Annotated in this window: 18 protein-coding genes; 3 read left to right on the top strand and 15 right to left on the bottom strand. The window is 35.3% G+C overall.

From position 1 onward, the window contains the following. Nucleotides 1-31: 31 nt before the first annotated feature. The 4 genes from C1638_RS18785 to C1638_RS18800 form a co-directional block, all read right to left on the bottom strand. Nucleotides 32-1,093: a beta-ketoacyl synthase N-terminal-like domain-containing protein gene (locus C1638_RS18785; protein WP_109623487.1), complete on the bottom strand. Its 1,062-nt coding sequence runs from the start codon at nucleotides 1,091-1,093 to the stop codon at nucleotides 32-34. Further along, entirely contained in the window at nucleotides 1,090-2,289 is a 1,200-nt protein-coding gene (locus tag C1638_RS18790) for a beta-ketoacyl-[acyl-carrier-protein] synthase family protein (RefSeq protein WP_109623488.1), read from the bottom strand. The genes C1638_RS18785 and C1638_RS18790 overlap by 4 nt, the downstream gene beginning before the upstream one ends. A gap of 85 nt (nucleotides 2,290-2,374) precedes the next feature. Continuing rightward, on the bottom strand, nucleotides 2,375-2,632 hold the full coding sequence (locus C1638_RS18795) for a phosphopantetheine-binding protein (RefSeq protein WP_109623489.1): 258 nt from the start codon (nucleotides 2,630-2,632) through the stop codon (nucleotides 2,375-2,377). A gap of 94 nt (nucleotides 2,633-2,726) precedes the next feature. Next, a complete protein-coding gene (locus C1638_RS18800) occupies nucleotides 2,727-3,266 on the bottom strand; it encodes a 3-oxoacyl-ACP synthase (protein ID WP_109623526.1) in 540 nt (179 codons plus the stop codon). A gap of 171 nt (nucleotides 3,267-3,437) precedes the next feature. Between C1638_RS18800 and C1638_RS18805 the strand changes: the two genes are divergently transcribed. Beyond that, nucleotides 3,438-4,703 (top strand): hypothetical protein, encoded by a 1,266-nt coding sequence (locus C1638_RS18805; RefSeq protein WP_109623490.1) that lies wholly within the window; start codon nucleotides 3,438-3,440, stop codon nucleotides 4,701-4,703. Beyond that, a complete protein-coding gene (locus tag C1638_RS18810) occupies nucleotides 4,703-5,581 on the top strand; it encodes a hypothetical protein (protein WP_228428217.1) in 879 nt (292 codons plus the stop codon). The genes C1638_RS18805 and C1638_RS18810 overlap by 1 nt, the downstream gene beginning before the upstream one ends. Nucleotides 5,582-5,667: 86 nt before the next feature. Here C1638_RS18810 and C1638_RS18815 read toward each other — a convergent pair whose 3' ends face one another. From C1638_RS18815 to DarG, 6 genes are read right to left on the bottom strand one after another with little or no spacing between them, the layout of a single operon-like run. After that, on the bottom strand, nucleotides 5,668-6,813 hold the full coding sequence (locus tag C1638_RS18815; RefSeq protein WP_109623491.1) for a beta-ketoacyl synthase N-terminal-like domain-containing protein: 1,146 nt from the start codon (nucleotides 6,811-6,813) through the stop codon (nucleotides 5,668-5,670). Further along, nucleotides 6,810-7,253 carry an acyl-CoA thioesterase gene (locus C1638_RS18820; protein ID WP_438829984.1) on the bottom strand — a complete coding sequence of 148 codons (444 nt, stop codon included), beginning with the start codon at nucleotides 7,251-7,253 and terminating at the stop codon, nucleotides 6,810-6,812. Before C1638_RS18820 ends, C1638_RS18815 begins: the two co-directional genes overlap by 4 nt. Next, nucleotides 7,228-8,496 (bottom strand): ABC transporter permease, encoded by a 1,269-nt coding sequence (locus tag C1638_RS18825; RefSeq protein ID WP_109623492.1) that lies wholly within the window; start codon nucleotides 8,494-8,496, stop codon nucleotides 7,228-7,230. Before C1638_RS18825 ends, C1638_RS18820 begins: the two co-directional genes overlap by 26 nt. Next, nucleotides 8,483-9,241 carry an ABC transporter ATP-binding protein gene (locus tag C1638_RS18830; RefSeq protein ID WP_109623493.1) on the bottom strand — a complete coding sequence of 253 codons (759 nt, stop codon included), beginning with the start codon at nucleotides 9,239-9,241 and terminating at the stop codon, nucleotides 8,483-8,485. Before C1638_RS18830 ends, C1638_RS18825 begins: the two co-directional genes overlap by 14 nt. 1 nt (nucleotide 9,242) lies before the next feature. After that, a complete protein-coding gene (gene darH, locus C1638_RS18835) occupies nucleotides 9,243-10,238 on the bottom strand; it encodes a BtrH-related acyltransferase DarH (protein WP_109623494.1) in 996 nt (331 codons plus the stop codon). 50 nt (nucleotides 10,239-10,288) lie between these two features. Further along, nucleotides 10,289-10,693: a flexirubin biosynthesis protein DarG gene (gene DarG, locus C1638_RS18840; protein WP_109623495.1), complete on the bottom strand. Its 405-nt coding sequence runs from the start codon at nucleotides 10,691-10,693 to the stop codon at nucleotides 10,289-10,291. A 441-nt stretch (nucleotides 10,694-11,134) separates the two neighbouring features. On the opposite strand from DarG, the gene C1638_RS18845 reads away from it, so the two are divergent. Then, on the top strand, nucleotides 11,135-14,047 hold the full coding sequence (locus C1638_RS18845; RefSeq protein ID WP_109623496.1) for a M16 family metallopeptidase: 2,913 nt from the start codon (nucleotides 11,135-11,137) through the stop codon (nucleotides 14,045-14,047). A 109-nt stretch (nucleotides 14,048-14,156) separates the two neighbouring features. On the opposite strand, the gene C1638_RS18850 is transcribed toward C1638_RS18845, so the two are convergent. The 5 genes from C1638_RS18850 to C1638_RS18870 form a co-directional block, all read right to left on the bottom strand. Beyond that, nucleotides 14,157-14,861 (bottom strand): hypothetical protein, encoded by a 705-nt coding sequence (locus C1638_RS18850; protein WP_109623497.1) that lies wholly within the window; start codon nucleotides 14,859-14,861, stop codon nucleotides 14,157-14,159. Nucleotides 14,862-15,311: 450 nt separating this feature from the next. Next, nucleotides 15,312-15,755, bottom strand: coding sequence for a hotdog family protein (locus C1638_RS18855; RefSeq protein WP_109623498.1), 444 nt, complete (start codon nucleotides 15,753-15,755; stop codon nucleotides 15,312-15,314). A 6-nt stretch (nucleotides 15,756-15,761) separates the two neighbouring features. Further along, nucleotides 15,762-16,193 carry a hotdog family protein gene (locus C1638_RS18860; protein WP_109623499.1) on the bottom strand — a complete coding sequence of 144 codons (432 nt, stop codon included), beginning with the start codon at nucleotides 16,191-16,193 and terminating at the stop codon, nucleotides 15,762-15,764. After that, entirely contained in the window at nucleotides 16,193-17,332 is a 1,140-nt protein-coding gene (gene darB / locus C1638_RS18865; protein WP_109623500.1) for a dialkylresorcinol biosynthesis protein DarB, read from the bottom strand. The genes C1638_RS18860 and darB overlap by 1 nt, the downstream gene beginning before the upstream one ends. Nucleotide 17,333: 1 nt before the next feature. Further along, nucleotides 17,334-18,248 (bottom strand): hypothetical protein, encoded by a 915-nt coding sequence (locus C1638_RS18870; protein WP_109623501.1) that lies wholly within the window; start codon nucleotides 18,246-18,248, stop codon nucleotides 17,334-17,336. Between the last annotated feature and the right edge of the window lie 42 nt (nucleotides 18,249-18,290).

Here is an 18,290-nt window from a genome sequence, read left to right on the forward strand (position 1 = left end):
ATAGTGTTTTAGAAATTTCGTGAATACATCATCAAGCTCTCTCTAATAATACCAAACTGTGATCACAGCCTGCAAGATGGTTGTAAAGAAGCACATTTTTCACTTCCTCTTTTTTCTTTTCATTAATCATCATGATTTCAGGAATCTGCTGCTCCTTAAGAATATGACAAGCCATAAAAGTAGAAAAACCGCTTGCAGTATTAAACTCCCCACTCAAATGTTTGTAATATAATAAAGCTGAATCTGAAAAAAGATCCATTGCTTTTGTATAGTAAACGTCAGAGTTTGCGTCACTACTGAAGCCTAAGATGACAGCATCAATATCTTGCGTAGAAAGGTTATTTTTTGTTAAAAACTCTTGGATAAAGCTTTTCGTTTCATCCAATTCTAGTCTGTTACTGATTTTAATGTCTGTAAGTTTTGCGTAGGAATTCTCTGTTTTATCTTTTCCAACAACAAAAAAGCTGGCTCCTTCTCCCCAAATAACTCCTTTGGTGGTAGAATTCAGATGGTCTGCCGGAAGTTGGGATTCCTGTTTAATGGTATTATTTAAGCAGTAAAGCTCCATGGTTCTGTTGGTCTGTTCATCAGTAGACCCAACAAGGATATTTTCTGCTTCGCCATCAGAAATCTGAAGCTGTGCATCCAAAAATGAAAACTCCAGTGAAGAAGATGTGTTTACATACGTGAAATTGTACGCATGACACTGTAAACCAAGTGCAATTTGACCTGCAACCGTATTATGAGTAGATTGAATAAAAAATGTAGGGGTTAAAAACTCTTCATGATTATCAATCACGTTTTTCAAAAACTTTTCAGAATCCTGAGAACATCCCATTCCGGTTCCTACAATAATAGCATCCGGTTGTTCAATTCCTGCTTCCTTTAATGCAAAATGTGACGCTACGGAACTCATTTTTACAGTCTTGGACATTCTCCTGATCATTGCCGGAGGAATGAATTCCTTGTAATTAGGTTCTATGGCTTTTATCATCTTTACCGAATTTTCCGGCTTAAGATTTTGAAGAAAATTTTCGTTTAAGGTGTCCTGAACAGAGATACAGGATGCACTGTTGATGTATACTGCACTCATGATTTCGAGAAAATTAAGGTTGAACAGTTTCCTCCAAACCCGAATGAATTGGAAAGAACATGATTGATGGTCTTTTCCTTTAGTTCAGTAATCGGAGTTAAATCAAACTCTTCCATTTTAGTCTTAAAATTCAGGTTAGGAAAAATAAGACTGTGCTGCATAGCTAAAATTGAAAATACAGATTCAATTCCTGCCGCAGCAGCTAACGTATGCCCTGTAAATGCTTTTGTAGAACTAAATTCAGGGACCTGATTTTCCCCAAAAATTCTGATCATGGCAATTCCTTCTGACAGATCGTTATTGGGTGTTGCGGTACCGTGAACGTTGATATAATCTATGTCCTCCTTTTTCAATCCTGAAATTTTCAAAGCCTGTTGCATTGCCAGAAATGCGCCTTGTCCATTTTCGGAAGAAGCTGTTTGATGGTGAGCATCATTGGCGTTTCCGTAGCCTGAAAGATAGGCCAATACCTGCTTGTTTTCTTTTCTTACAATTTCCTCAGATTCCAGAACTAGAAAGGCGGCTGCTTCTCCAAGATTCAACCCTTTTCTGCCATTGTCAAAAGGAGTGTTGTAAGAGTCTGTAAGAATCATCAGGGTGTTGAATCCATTCAATGTAAATTTTGAAAGCGAATCTGTTCCACCCACAATTACACGGTCTAATACTCCGTTTTTAATCAGTTTGGCTCCCATCATAATGGCGTTGGCCGCAGATGAGCAAGCTGTACTGATGGTAGAAACCATGCCTTTTAATCCCAAATGATCAGCAATAACCAATGAGGAATTTCCGGCATCATGAGCGTCAATGTATTTTTGCTTTTCAGGAAAGTCTTCGTAGGAGTAGAAATACTTTTCAGTAATATCCATTCCTCCCACACTGGTAGATGAGATAAGCCCCGTTCTATATTCATTAATGTCTGAAATTCCGGCACTTTCTACAGCTTCCTTTGCAGCAACCATCCCTAATAAGGAAGTTCTTGTTACATTATTATCTTCATCAAGCTGAAGTTTTTGCACAAGCTCCTCATTGGATAATTTTATCTCACCTGTTTTAATCGTTCCTGCATGGCGGGTATCAAACATTTGAATATCTGAAATACCATGTTTTCCGGATTGTAATGAAATAAAATTTTCTTTCACATTGTTTCCAATGGAAGAAATGATGCCCATCCCTGTTATGGCAATTTTTTGGCTCATTGTATTAAGTAATGTAATAATGTATCAATGTAAAATTTCACCAATTATGGGTACATTGATACACTATTAAATTGTTATATTAATTTTATTTTGTTCTGTTGTCTTCAATGAATTTAGACATTGTATCGATAGATTGGAAAATTTCTTTTCCTTTTTTAGGATCGGCTAATTTGATTCCATAATCTTTATCAAGAAGAACGATAAGTTCTAAGGCATCAATAGAATCAAGACCTAATCCTCCTCCGAATAATGGATCTGTATCTTTAATTTCTTCTACAGAAACGTCTTCAAGGTTTAGAACTTCAATAATTTTGTGTTTCAATTCAGTTTTTAAGTTTTCCATAATTTAGTTAATTTACCAATATAGTAATGTTTCAATTTGCCTATTTGGGGATGGCTTCGTTGTTACATTGTTACAAGGTTATAGTGTTGTATTTTTATAAGGTCAGCAAATATACAAAAGCTTTATAATTTTCCTGATATAATTCAACCCAGCCACATAATACTTTGTCTGCTTTCCCTGATCGGAGGATTTGTTCAGAATAATCGTTTAAAAATTCTTCATCAAACTCATCCAATACAAAAAAGGCATTCTCTGTCTGCATTTTGTGCTTAATGCTGATTTCCCCTACACAAATGTTGGGTAATGTGTACACAAATACAGCAGGGCTTGGAAAGTAATTTTCCTGAGAATTGATACTTTCCTGATATTTAAAGTCAGTGTCCAAACTAGATGATTTGTTGGCAAAAACCAATGCTGTTCTGCTATGGTCTTCATCCTTTAAAAGCATTTCGGCAGAAAGAAAAGCAAGTTTGCTTAAGCTGTCCATTTTGTGAAACTTAGGATAGCTAAGGTCCATGCTTTTGTAAGCTTCTTTTGCAAATTCCTGAAAAGTTTCGTTCTGGCTTTCAAAAATAATGTCTCCGTTGATGGTTATTTTTGAATGTTCTATGGTACAGGTGTTTGTCTTTTTCATTAATGAGAGATCTGCCATTTTCTAGCAGGTTTTCTATTTTTTACAAATATAAAATAATAATTAATTGTTATAAATCTTATTGAGTTTTGTAGCTCAGATAAAAATTTATTATATTTTTACCAAGGCTATCACATGAGAGTGATAAAAATTTAGTTATTAAAAAACAAATGCATGAAGAAAAATTTAGTTTATAGACTTTTATTATTTTGTACATTATCTGTTTCCCTTAATTCATGTAGGACAGATGAGATACTGGCAGGAACAGAACATACGGAAAAAGAAAGGATTGTCTTTTTTGAACGCTTTGAAAAGGAAAGAAGTCTTTCCAGAAATACAGATTCTAATAATTACGCAGTACCTTTTGGAAATTCTATATTAGCCTACTTCGAGAAATATCCGGAAAAGAGAATAGAGCTTGAGAACAAGTATGGGACTGTTGATCTAAAAGTTTCTTCTCAGGATATGGACTTAGATGGTGGAAAAAAACTCATAATGTTTCCAATGCTTATAGATGGAAAAGTTACTGCTGTAATTGGAGGTGTGATTAATGCGGAAAGAGATTTTCTTTACTTCGATGTATATAAAGAGGGACATCCAGATCGCGATTATCTTATTCATATATTTCAACAACATTATAGCTCCTTTGCAACGGGTAGGACTATTGATGTGGGAGAAGTTATTATCATTGTAAAAAAGCCAGTACTAACAAAGCCAGATCCGGATAGTGATATGGGAGGTGGACATGATATGGGAGGTGGACCTGGTGACTATGGCGACGGTAGCGGTGGTGGTAGTTCTCAGTCTTCTGCGGATAAAATAGATACTGAAAAACTAAAAGAATTTCCTTGTGCCTATGAAATAGCTCAAGAATTACCTAACTTAAGTAATGATTTGGCTAAACTTTTACAAGATACTTTTGGAAAGAGTGATAAAGTAAATATTACTTTTCAGCCAAAGGAAGGAATGGGAGATGTAGATGGTGTTAGATCAAGTGCTTCCCAAAAGGATGGTATCTTTAGTGCCACTATTGATTTAAATGCAGATGTATTGCGATATGGTACAAAAGAATATATCTTAGTGACAATGTATCATGAGACAATACATGCATATTTGGGATACCAATTTACAACTTTATCATATGATGAATATATAGCTAAGTTTCCTAAAATTAATGCGTATGAAATTAAGGATGGTGCAGGAAATACTGTTGTTAAATATGAACTAGATAAAGCACACACAAACTATGGTCCCTTTATAGACAGAATGGTAAATGCAATAACGTCTTATAATCCTAAGCTCCCTATTGAAACAGCAAAAGCTATGGCAAAAGCTGGGGTCGTGCAAAGTAGCTCTGTAACAAATGATGAAATCAACAAGAACGACGATGAAAGAGATACTAGAAAGGGAAATAGTTTAGGAATTAAATGTTCAAAATAATGGGAGAGAAAAAATTGTTATTAATTATTTTAATGATATTATTCAATATCAGCTATTCACAGCAGTATATTAGTTTGGATAGCCTGCAAAGTAATTATACGGTAAAAAAATACACTCTACAAACTAAAGAATTGTATGGAATAGATAAAACGATCGAACTTTATAATGTTTATGTTTTACCTCATAAGCTAGTATTATTTACCGTTTTACCTAATTTAGAGGGAAATGATAATTGGAAAAAATTGGATGTTCAAGTTTCAAAGGAAGATATCTATACTAAAAAGCAATTGGAGAATTGGATATATAAAAGGGAACCAAAGAATAAGGATTTTGGATATGGAAAAATAATTAAAAAGGTAGGGAAACACTATTATGCATCTGCTGCTAATCTTATAGAAGTCTTTAATATTGAAAATTATCCATTTCCATTGGTTTCTTCATATGGTACCATCAATACGATGGAAAAGAAAGTAAGTATAAACGAAATGGCAGCATTATATACGGAGATATACACAAAAAGAAATCCTAAACTAATATTTCCCATGGATGTACGTGAAGCAGATCACATTCATTATGGAGATATGAATTATAATTTCCGAAACTATCTTTCCAAAGAATATAAGATTGGAAAAAATGATGTTTATCAATTTTGGACTTTTGACGGGTGGTGGGTCATAGATGGTTATAACTCACAAAGAGGTATTGATCGTTTTGCTTATATTCCTGAAAAAGGTATTGTTGGTGGATCATATGATTTTTATTTTGCATTCCTCCCGAAACAGATGCTTAATAATAAGACCCATTTACCAATAGCAGATGATAAATTGTGGGATAATATTATGAATGAAAAAATCATGATTGCAAAGGAAATTAAGTAACTGGAATTCCAGTAAAAGAGCAATTTGAAATTAATGTTTCTATAGACTTTAAATAAAAAACTCCGGAAATTCCGGAGTTTTTTAAGTTATAAAGTGCCATTTATTTTTTCCAATACAATTGCGGCATTACACCCACCAAAACCTGATGCTGTCTTCAAAATATATCTGATTGTTGCAGGCTGATTTTCCTTAATAATATTCAATGGCTGAGATACTCCCATTTCCTCAAAGTTTTTTGATGGAATCAATGTGTTGTGAAGAGCACTTTCCATGGAAATAATGCTTTCCAGAAGTCCGGAAGCTCCAAGACAGTGTCCGTAGAAACCTTTCATACTGTTCAAAGGAACATTTTGCAATTCCATTCTGTTGAATGCAATGGCTTCCATCTCATCATTATACAATGTTGCGGTTCCATGAGCAGAAATAAAATCAACTTGTTCTGCAGAAATATTGGCTTCATTCATTGCATTTTTAATACTTCCATATAATCCGTCTCCGGTTCTTGAAGGGCCGGAAATATGATTGGCGTCATTGATGGCTGAGTCACCCAATACTCTGAATCTGAATTTATCATTTTCAGAAGTCTCGGAAGTAATATACACTGCGGCGGCAGCTTCTCCGATATTGATCCCGTTTCTGTTTAGATCATAAGGTTTGCAAGGTTCAGTACCAATGGCCTGAAATGAATTGAATCCTGAAATAACAAATTCTGAGAGTTCATCACCTGCAATCACAAAGGCATTCTTGTATTTCCCTGCCTGAATCATGTTCTTGGCAACAGCAATTGCCATAACCCCAGATACACAGGCATTTGAAACCACGATAGGTTTTGTTTTAAATCCAAAAAAATCAGCAATTTTCTGCGCTAATTTTGGAAGATATACCCCTTCGGGTAACCCAGATTGGTTTTTTAATAAGCTGATGTTTCCTTTTGTGGTTGATAGAATAAAAGCGGTGTCTTCAGTTATACTATGTTTTTCAATCAGTGGTTTCAGACTTAGAAGAAGCATTTTTTCCAGCCTTGTGAATTCCTGACTGTCAAAGTTTTTACTGAATTCTTCAATCAGTTCTTCCGTATTAATCATGGAGGCGTAAAAAGCGTCCTGGTTTTCTATGACTGTATGTAAAGCAACTCCTGACTTTCCGGCTAAAAGCGCTTCCCAGTTAGAATCTATATTAAAACCTAAAGGAGTTACGCAGTTGTAATCTGTGATGTAAATTTCCTGCTTCATGATAATCCCATTTTATCTTTCCAAGCTTGAAAAAACTCCGGATTGTATAAACATAAACTTCCATTGCTATCCAAAAACACCTGAATGGTTTCTCCACTGCAGACTAATTTATCTTCCTGATTGAAAATCTCATATCTGTAGATCAATTTAGCAGACACAGAATTGATGAAAGTGGTGATAATGTTAAACGTTTCCCCATATTTTAAGGGAAGAAAATGTTCACATGTGCTTTTTACAATAGGGGTTACAAATCCTGCATTTTGAATGTCCAGATAAGTTAAGCCATGCTGACGACCAAAAGCTTCTCTTCCGTCTTCAAAATAGACAATATAATGACCATGCCAGACAATTCCCAGCGGATCTGTTTCATTGAATCGTACTCTTACTTCTTCAGTACAGGTTAATATGTTTTCGTTAGACTGCATTTTGTTTTCTTTCATAAAAAATGGAAATGGCTACCGTTGCAAGGTAAAATAAAAATAAGAATGCTAATTCCTTAGCAATACCTCCAATTCCGCTGTTTCTTAAAATAATATCGTAATAAGCATTCAGTCCCCAGTTCATGGGAGAGAATTTGGCTACGGTCTGCATAAATTCAGGCATTAAGAATACCGGAACCCAGATTCCACCAATTGCTGCCAGTACAACTACTGATGTTGCTCCAAAAGGGGCTGATTGTTCCTGTGTGTCTGCAATGGTTCCCAGTAATACTCCAAATCCGATGGCTGCAAGCCCTGCGAACAATGTTACCGTAATAAGCTGGAACATTTTTCCTGACACATCAAATGCCGGAAGATCCATATAAGGGAAAAGGAAAACACCTACTGCTACCATTAGCAAAAACTGAATGATACAGATGATAAGATAAGTGAATGTTTTTCCTAAAATATGAACAAAATAAGGCGTAGGGCTTATTCTGGCTCTTACGCTTGTTCCCTGACTTTTTTCCTTTACCAGGTTAATGGATAACGGAACAACAATAAAGAAGATGGCAAAAAGAGTCCATGCAGGAACGTTATGCTGAACAGAATTCGGCATGATGTCCATTTCTCCTTTTTTCGGGGTAATTTCTTTGAAGCTGATCAGGTTTTTATTTTCATCAAGGTTTTCTGTGGTTCCTAGCTGATCCTGAAAAGCCTTGTAAATTTTTTTGTTTTCGATTTCAAAAACCATTTTATTGACAGAGTTCATCACAGAGTTTTTGAATCCTGCGTTGGTAGCCGGATCAAAGTACAAGTGAATTTCCTTTGCCTTGGGAGCTTCTGTCTTTGTTTTTGCGGAATCACCCTCCAAACCAAATGAGCTGACAATAGCCTGAACTTTGGAATCAATATTGGAATTTAAATCTTTTGTCAGGTTTTCAGGAATAACGATAGCCATTTGGTAATCTCCTGCAAATACAGCATCCTGCGCCGATTTTTCGTTGAAATTGGTCAGTAATTGGAACGTTTTGCTGTTTTCCAGCTCTCCTTTTATATTTTTTGAAACTTCCGACTTATCGTTATCAATAAAAATGATTGGGATTTTTGATCCTTCAAGGTTTTTAAAGGTAGAATCCTGAATCAGGGTAATGGTTACGATCAAAAGTAACGGCATTACAAAAATGATGACAATCCCTCCGATATCTCTTTTCAGGAGAAGAATTTCCTTAATAAAGCTTCTCCACAGTTTATACAACAACATCTCTTAATTCTTTTCCGGTTAATGAAATGAAAACATCTTCAAGGTTTTCTGCATGAGTAATCTGTGAAACCAGTTCCTCTGGAGTTCCCACGGCATGAATTCTTCCTCTGTCTATGATGGCAATCTTGGTACAAAATTCCTCCGCCTCAGAAAGGTGATGAGAAGTATAGATGATGCACGTTCCGCTTTTATTTAATTCTAAAAGGAAATCGATAATTACTTTTTTAGATTGAACATCTACTCCTACGGTTGGTTCATCCAAAAACAAAACCTTAGGATTGTGAAGTGTTCCTGCGATAAGGTTACAGCGACGTTTCATTCCTCCGGAGAACTGACCTACCTGCTTATTGGCAAATTTTGAAAGCCCCATGATTTCTAAGGACTCATCAATAGCCTTGGTAAGCTGTTTATGCTTTAATCCATACAGGCTTCCGAAAAACATTAGGTTTTCCCGGGCTGTAAGGGTAGGATAGAGCGCATATTCCTGCGGAACAATTCCTATGATCTGTCTAATTTTAAACCCCTCTTTTTGGGGAGACAATCCATTGATGGTAAAGTGCCCTGAAGTAGGTTTAATTAATCCTGAAAGCATAGAAATCAATGTTGTTTTCCCTGCTCCGTTAGGTCCAAGAATTCCGTAAATTTCGTTTTTATCGATACTCAATGAGATATCATTTACCGAAAACTCGTCAGAATTTTTGTATTTTTTATATAGATTTTTAATCTCAATCATATTCTCTGCCATATCAGATCGCTTTTCTCAGTTTCTTATAGAAAGCTTCTTCTAAGTCTGCAATATGAAGCATTGTCTTTGATAGCTCGTGGTAGATATTGCTTTTAGAGTTCCTGTTTTTATATACTCTTGCAATGTCTACTGCAAAATCTCTCCAAAGATCTCCGATAGAGGTAATCTCCTTTGAAAGCTCCTTTAATTCATCATTTTTAAGAATTACTGCTGCTTCCTGAAGAAATGCTCCATAAATAAATCTGAAGCCTCCGCCACCAGTCCCAATTTCCTCCTGCATTCTGATCAATTGTCCCAGATAGTGGTTCGTTACTTTTGTACCTTTCTTGTCTGCCCATTTTGGAATACTCCTGGCAACCCATCTCATAGCTTTTACACCAATAAGGGGTACCGGAGCCAACATGTTTTTACAGGTATCTTTGATTCCTTTTTTGATGGCTTCTTCCAGATTTACATTTTCCGGAATATAAACAGGATAATACATATGTCCTTTTGGTGGAAGTGCTCCTTTAGCATATCTTACCTTTTCCAGCTCTTCTTCTGAAAGAGAAGTGGTGTAATCCATTACCGGATCACTAATCAGGAACTTTCCGTCTTCTTTACCATACACCACAAGATTGTGTGCATTGAAGTGGAATTTATATTCTTCAGGAAAATAAGTAAGATTGAAAACCCCTACCTGAAGTCCGGTTGGGATATTTTGTTCAAGGTTTCTTTCAAGAGCCTTTTGAGCATCCTGGGGCTTTGAAAATTTCTCTCTTTTAATTTTTATTCCTAATCTTTTGGCTGCTTTACTGAAGATAGCACCTGGCATTGGACGATAGCTGAAGCCCGGAGCGAAGTTCACTTTCAAAAAAGGGAGATAGACAAAGAATAATCCTGAACCAATTCCGAAGATCATGGGTTCACTTAGTTTAAGTCCTTTATTAAGCAATAGATTAGAAGCAACACCGTTTTCGCAATGCGCAGTCTGATGGTGTTCAAAGTTTAATTTCATTTGCAGCTTATATCTTTTTCATTGGTTAAATGGAATAAGACAAATTCCATTTATTTTCCATCGAAGTTTTTTAATTCGTTTACTGAAATAGCGAATGCATCGGCATATTTTTTCAGTGCGCTTTCGCTTAGTGTTTTAAATACATTGGGTTTAAAGTGTCTTTTTACCCTCCATTGCCATATTCCTACATAAGAGGCAAGTACTCCCAGATCCATTTTATTCAGTTCCATAAAATAAACGATGGGGCTTACAATATTATGGGCAACGTTTTGCTTTGCTTCTTCAATTCTTTCATGAATAAGTTCCATGGATTCATCCAAAGCAGCTTTCTTTGCATCCCAGCCAGTGCTGTTAGCAGTAGTATAGTTGTCGTTCTCATCCGTCACATACAAAACTTCTGTCATGTTGGCGGATTTCAAATTACTTTCGTCTTGGGGTAGGTCTTGTTTTTTCATCTAAATAATGTTTAATTTTTTTAGATTCCAGATGAAAAATGGTTCACCTGTTTTGATTCTTTTAATCAGGTGGCTAAAATAGTGAAAATACATTATATGTAAATTATACTGAATCTGATGAAGATATTATGGTGAAATATAGGTTGTATAGAGGCTCAGGTTCAGTTTTTAATGAAAGAAACAATATTTGTTTTTTCTCCTTTTTAAAGAACCGAGTAATTAATTTCTCTCTTTTTCTTTTGAGTGATACAACATAGAAGATTTTTACTTACTGTTATTTTTGAAGTAGGGATGTTTAACTAATTGTAGGTAATGAAATCTTAAAAAAGACCATTACTGTTTATTATTCATGTTTGTAATACATCTGCTGTAACAACTGTGTTATATAATAAGACTAATGGGTAGAAATTTGGATAGAAAAATAATTATTAAATAACAACTATGAAGAAGTTTTTTATTTCTGTTTCGCTTTTCTGTATGCTAAGCGCAATGGCACAGAAATTCGATACACAAAAGCTGACAGATGCTCAGGGGTATACTTATGAAACGGTAAAGAATGACCAGGCTGGTGTAAGGGTATATACCTTGAAAAATGGGTTGAAAGTTTATCTTGCAAAAAATGAAGATGCACCCAGAATCCAGACTTATATTCCTGTAAGAACAGGATCTAATAATGACCCGAGTGATAATACAGGATTAGCTCACTATTTAGAGCATATGGTTTTCAAGGGAACTTCTCATTTGGGAACCCAGGATTGGGCGAAGGAAAAAGCGATCTTACAGCAGATTTCTGATCTTTATGAGCAACATAAGGCAGAAAAAGATCCTGCGAAGAAGAGAGAGCTATACAAAAAGATAGATGAGGTATCTCTGGAAGCTTCAAAATATGCAATCGCTAATGAATATGACAAGGCTATTTCTTCATTAGGAGCTACGGGAACAAATGCCCACACATGGTTGGATGAAACGGTTTACAAAAATAATATCCCAGCCAATGAGCTTGAAAAATGGCTAAAGGTAGAAAAAGAACGTTTTTCAGAATTGGTACTGCGTCTTTTCCATACAGAATTGGAAGCGGTGTATGAAGAATACAACAGAGCACAGGATAATGACGGTCGTCTTGTAAATTATACTTTGATGGAAGCTCTTTTTCCAAAACATCCAAACGGACAACAAACTACTATTGGTACTTCTGAACACCTGAAGAGTCCTTCTATGGTGGCTATTCACAAGTATTTTGATACGTATTATGTACCTAATAATATGGCAGTAGTATTGGTAGGAGATATTGATTTTGACAAAACTATAAAATTAGTTGATCAGTATTTCGGAGCTTTCAAATACAAAGAGCTTCCGATGAAAAAAATGGTATCAGAAGAGCCAATGACTCAAATTGTTTCCAGAACAGTAAAGAGCCCATCTACTCCAAGGATGACGATGGCGTGGAGAACAGATTCTTATGGAAGCCAAGAAGCAAGACTGGCAGATGTAGTGGCTGAAATTTTAAGCAATAGAGGTGATGCTGGTTTGATTGACCTTAATATTAATCAAAAGCAAAAAACTTTAGGCGCAGGAGCCTATGAATCTCCATTCAAAATGTATGGAACATTTGCATTAGTGGTAACTCCTAAAGAGGGACAAAGCTTTGATGATGCTAAAAAATTATTATTGGATCAGCTTGACCTTGTTAAAAAGGGACAATTCCCGGATTGGATGCTGAAAGCGATCGTAAATGATAAGAAAGTTGAACGTATGAAAGATTGGGAGACTGCAGATGGTTTGGCTACTAAGCTTTATAGCTCTTATATCAAAGAGAGAACCTGGGAACAGGAACTGGATGAGATCAATCAATATGAAAAAATCACCAAGGCTGATATTGTAAAGTTTGCTAACGATTTCTATAAAGATAACTACGTTGTGGTTTATAAGGAAAAAGGAGTAAATGATAAGTTAGTTCGTGTAGAAAATCCAGGAATTACTCCAATTAAATTGAACAGAGACGCACAATCTCCTTTCCTTAAGGATATTTTGAGTACTAAAGTTGCTGAAATTAAACCTGAATTTATTGATTATAAAACAGCCATTCAGACTTCGCAGGTAAAAGATAAGACTGTAAGCTTTGTGAAAAATAAATATAACGAAATTGCTCAGGTAAGTTATGTTTTCCCTTTCGGAACAGATAATGATAAGGAACTTGCTTTAGCTGGAACCGTTTTCGAATACCTTGGAACCGATAAGTATACACCGGAGCAATTGAAAGAAGAGTTCTATAAACTGGGGATTACTTACAATTTAAGAACATCTAATGACCAAACGGTTATTACTTTGGCGGGTCTTGAAAACAATATGAAGAAAGGAGTGGAGCTAATGAATCACTGGATGACCAATGTGAAAGCAGATAAAGCTATTTACAGCCAGACTGTGAAAACCATTCTTGAAGCCAGAGAAGTTGGGAAGAAAGATAAAGTGAAAATTATGTCTGCTCTTTCAAATTATGCAAAGTATGGTAAGGATTCCAGAATGACTGATATTATTTCTAAGGCACGTCTTGAAAGTATTGATGCTGTAGAATTGATGAAAAAAGTAAAAACGCTGAACCAGTATCCTTATCAGGTATTCCTTTATGGGCAGGATCAGACAGGTTTGGAGAAAGCAGTTAAACCTTATATCGGAAATACAAGTCTTCAGCCGGTAAAAGCGAAAGAGTATGCAGAACCAGCTACAACAGGAAAAGTGTACTTCACTAACTATGATATGGTACAAATGGAAATGTCTAAAGTGGCCAAGGGAACTCCTTTAAATCTTAGCAACTTTGGGAAATCAAATGTTTTCAATGAATATTTCGGAAGAGGTTTATCATCCATCGTTTTCCAGGAGATTAGAGAAAGTAAATCTCTGGCTTATTCTGCCTATGTTTCTTATGCAAATGCTTCAGAAAAAGGACATGCTAACTACATCACGAATTATATTGGAACACAGTCTAACAAACTTCCTCTAGCAGTGAACGCTATGAGTGAACTAATGGTTGAGCTGCCACAGATCCCGACACAGTTTGAGAACGCAAGAGGTTCTGCACTAAAGCAGATTGCTTCCAACAGAATCAACAGAACGAATATTTTCTTTAGTCAGTTAGCTCTTAAAAAATTGGGTGTTGATTATGACCTTAGAAAAGATACATATGCTGAGATCCAAGGATTAACATTGCCTCAACTGACAGGATTCTATAATACTGAGGTGAAGCCTGTAAAATATAATACAGCGATCATTGGTAAGAAAGAAAACCTGAATATGGAATCTATTAACAAAATGGGTGAGTTTCAGGAAGTATCTCTAGAAGAAATCTTCGGATATTAATCCTTTTAGGTTTAAATAATTATAAAAGCGGAACAGGAGTGTTCCGCTTTTTATTTGGCTTTCAATGATAATAAAATTTTTTATCACTGCTTGTCTGTTCAAGGTTTTATTAATCTGATATTTTGTATATATAGAATGAAGATTTACTTGTAGAAAGAAGTCCAAGATTAATTACTCCAGGATCGACAGCAAAATACAATGAATCTCCTTGTGTCAGACTATATATAGAATTCATTGAGGTTTCTGAAAGGGTTACATTTGCTAAAGCTAGATTAATGCCTGTAAAACTTCTTTGATCTAATACTGAATATAAGCTTCCCGTTCTTTTTAAAATACCCACTTTCGGGCCAGATAACAAGGATAGCTGTACTCCGTTACCATAACGGAAGTAAAAGCCAATTGAATAAACCCCAGTTGATGGGACTTTATATGAGTGATCTGTATCAGAAAAAAGATTAGAATCACCCATTGTCTTATCTATAATCGTATAATCAAGGGCTTGCCAAGTACCAAATGAAATTCCAAGATTGATGAGGTTAAGAGATGATTGCCTGCCTGCCGCGTAAATACTTGGATTAATAGAGCTCGGATTATAAAATTTGTTCAAAGCTATCTTGTTAACCACTCCGTCAGTATCGTTAACAACTAAGATTTTTTCATTGGATCCTAATGTAGTAAGCTCATTAATTTGCCTGATTTTTACTTCACCGTTAACGTCCAGTGTTTTTTCGGGATTATTGATGTTTACTCCTACTTGCGAAAATGTAATTGAACAGCCTAAAGCAAAGGCTGCAATTAAATAAATTTTTTTCATTTTAATATGTTTTTAATTAATAGTGTAATTGAAATATGTATCAACAAAGCCAAATTTGTCTTTAACTATATTTCGATGTTACTGCAAATATATACACTTAAAATAATTCATTTAATTGTGACTAGTTTAAATAATCAACGTTCTTTTCTTTCATTAAATCAATGTGTTAATCGTTGTTTCATCATTGATTGATTTATTTAATAAAAATCAGTTATCTGCAAAAAAAGAAAGGAAATAAAAGAATTTTTCTATTATAGATTTTAATTGATAAGTATAGGATTTCTAAACTGTGATTGCTAAAATTTATTTGGAAACAGGTGAATGAAATGTTGAATTAAATATTCCAAGATCGATAACTAGATTGTGTAAATAAAAAATCCGAAGAAATAAAAAACTTCTTCGGATCTTTAATATTATTTAATTAAGTTCTTCTTTAGATAAAGCTAAATCTTAAGACTTTACTTCCTGAATGAATAAATTTATCTCTGCTCTGATCAGTAATTCGTCATTATTAAAAGTTTCGCAGAAGATATGGCAAATATTCTCAAACTGGGAAATCAGTGATGCTTTAGAAATGATCTTGTCATTCACTTTTGGGAGTCCGAAAATTTCAATTTTCTTGATATTGGTGATAAAACCTATCACTTTAGTATCAGCTTCCGGATTTTCAAAGAAGCTTTGTCCAAGGATAGATGAACAGGTTTGGGCCAGGTTTTCTATTAGGCCGGCTTCTACAAATTCATTATTGTGAACAAATATGTTGTCTTCTTTTATTTCAAAGGAAGTCACTACTTTTTCCTTGGTCAGCTCCAGAATATAGTCTGCCATAAGCATCGGTTCACGATGAGGTAAAAAGTTGTGTATATTGATGATATTTTCTTCCCTGATTTCCATTGAAAATTATTTTACAGCAGTTTTCATTTGAGACTTTGCAATCACTTCACCGTTTAATTTTGTAATAATATCTACCAGCGTTACTCCCATTACCTCATTGAGGATGGTTACTTCTGATTTCAGCTGATCACCTATTTTAGGCAATACTTCTGCTTCAAAGGATTTAATGGCTCCAATATATCCGGTAGGAGCATCTTTTCCAAGCAAATAATATTTATAACCCGTATGCAGGGCTACACTTTGCGCCTGGTGTTCAATAAGTCCTGAAGCCTGAAAAGAACCATCCTGAATAAACAGGTTGTCTTCTTTTACTTCAAATCCCGAGATGAGGTGGTTTTCAGAATATTCTGATAACTCATGTACCATTACAAAAGGAGCACGTTGTGGAATAAGGCTTTCTACAAAATCTTTATCGGATGTTGGTAATTTGTTTTCCATTAGCAAACCGTTAATAGAGCACAAGAATATGCAAATCTTCCACTTTCAGGAACGCAAAGGAGTACTTTTTCTCCTTTTTGTAATTTCCCTGAGTTCATCAATTCCTCTAATGCCACAAAGATAGATCCGGCACCAATATTTCCGATGTCAGAAAGGTTATAGAACCATTTTTCTGCAGGGAAGTCCATTCCTTTTTTAGCGAACTCATCTTTCAGGCCATCCTTAAAATAACCGGAAGAAATATGAGCCAATACGTGGTCAATTTTTTCAGGATCTAAATTATGCTTGTCAAAAGAAGCTCTTAAGCTTTCAGCACCTTTTACCAGAATATATTTATCCAGGATTTTAGTGTCCTGCTTAATAGCAAATATGGATTGCTTTAGCCATGCGTCAGATGGATAATCTGCCCAAGATTTTAAACTTCCGTCCTCTTGCTTGTCACATCCGGCATACATACATGCCTCAATTTCGTGAGCATAAGAATAGAAATCAATAAAGTCTATCCTTAAAGAGATACTATTTTCTCTTGGTTTATTTTCTAATAGGAAAGAACCTGCTCCATCAGAAAGCATCCATCTAAGGAATTCTCTTTTGAAAGCAATAATGGGTCTTTCTTCCAATAATATTAAATTTTCAGCCTCATGGTTGAATTTATCTGCAGTCATCCATGCAGACATTCTCTCAGAACCTGCACATATTGCATTATCCTGTACACCAGCTCTTACAGAAAGGAATCCGTAGTTAAGGGCATTCATTCCTGAGTTGCAAAGACCGGTTGCCGTATTGATTTCAATAGATTTCCCGATGTTCAGTTCACCATGAACCATAGAGGCATGTGAAGGCTGAATCTGGTCAGGAGAAGTAGTTCCTACGGATAATAACTTCATATCTTCCTTTTTGAAATTTTCATCAAAAAGTCCTTCGATTGCTTTTGCTGTAAGCTGCGCATTGGAATGCGTAGGGTTTCCTTCCTTATCTAAAGCATAATATCTTGTTGTAATTTTATTATTTCTTAAAATAAGTGATTTTGCTTTAGAAGGCGCGTCATTGATAAGCCCAAGATACGTCTCCATTTCATCATTTGATACCGGTTCATTGGGTAAATATTTTGATGCCTTTGTTATAAATACGTCGTACATTCTATTTTAAATTAATTCCTTGTAAATATGTTTTTTGTTTTTGTCTTTTAAACCAAAATATAGGGGTTGTAAGCAGGTGCAAGACTAATACGACAGGTGAGATTACCCATATCGCAGTCATCAAATATACCTTAAAGAATTTTATCAGCAATGGACGTTTCTCTTTTTTCTTGATAATCAGATTAGACCATACTGTGAAAATCTTATTTCCTACCTTTTCTACACGCACCAGGAAAGGGCGGATTTCAATGGCTCCATTTTTTACAAGATCCGGTTGTAAATTGCTCAGATCATTGTTTTTGAAATGCTTTTTGATAATCTCACCGTATTTTACTGAACCTGCAATCTCTTCATCGGAAATACCTGCGGCAGGAAGAATTCCTGATTTCTCCTTTTGCCCCGTTGTCAGCCATCGAATAATGGTTAATACACTGGTATAGTTATCATGTCTGTCTACCAATGCTATATTTCCGACAAGTTTTGCTTTTAGATCTCTTAGATAAACTTTTAGTTTTTCCTGAGAAAGCATCCACATATTTCTGGTACCCGAAATGGTAACTACAGGAGTATCCTTAAGGATTCTTTCTGCATAACCACTTTTCAGAAATGAAATAATAGGAATGGATGGGGTAAGGTACCAGACCTGATATCCAAACAGGATAAGGTCATAGTTCTTGTTCAGTATTTCTTCTGAAGGAGGTAAGATTTCTTTGGGAATTTGTAAATAAGATTCCGGAAAAGTATTGAAAAAGACATCACTCGGCCAAGGATAAGGGAAGTCTTCCTTTAGCTGAATATTATAATACGTAATCTCATATTCATCCTTTTGAGCTTCAAAAGGCTTGGCTATATTTCTCACAATATCCTCCAGCTGGCCGGTTTGTGAATAATATATTACAAGTATGTTTTTTTTCATGGAATCTTTTTAGCGCTTACAAAAATATGTTTTTCATATTTA

The sequence above is a fragment of the Chryseobacterium oncorhynchi genome (genome assembly GCF_002899895.1).
Lineage (GTDB): Bacteria > Bacteroidota > Bacteroidia > Flavobacteriales > Weeksellaceae > Chryseobacterium > Chryseobacterium oncorhynchi.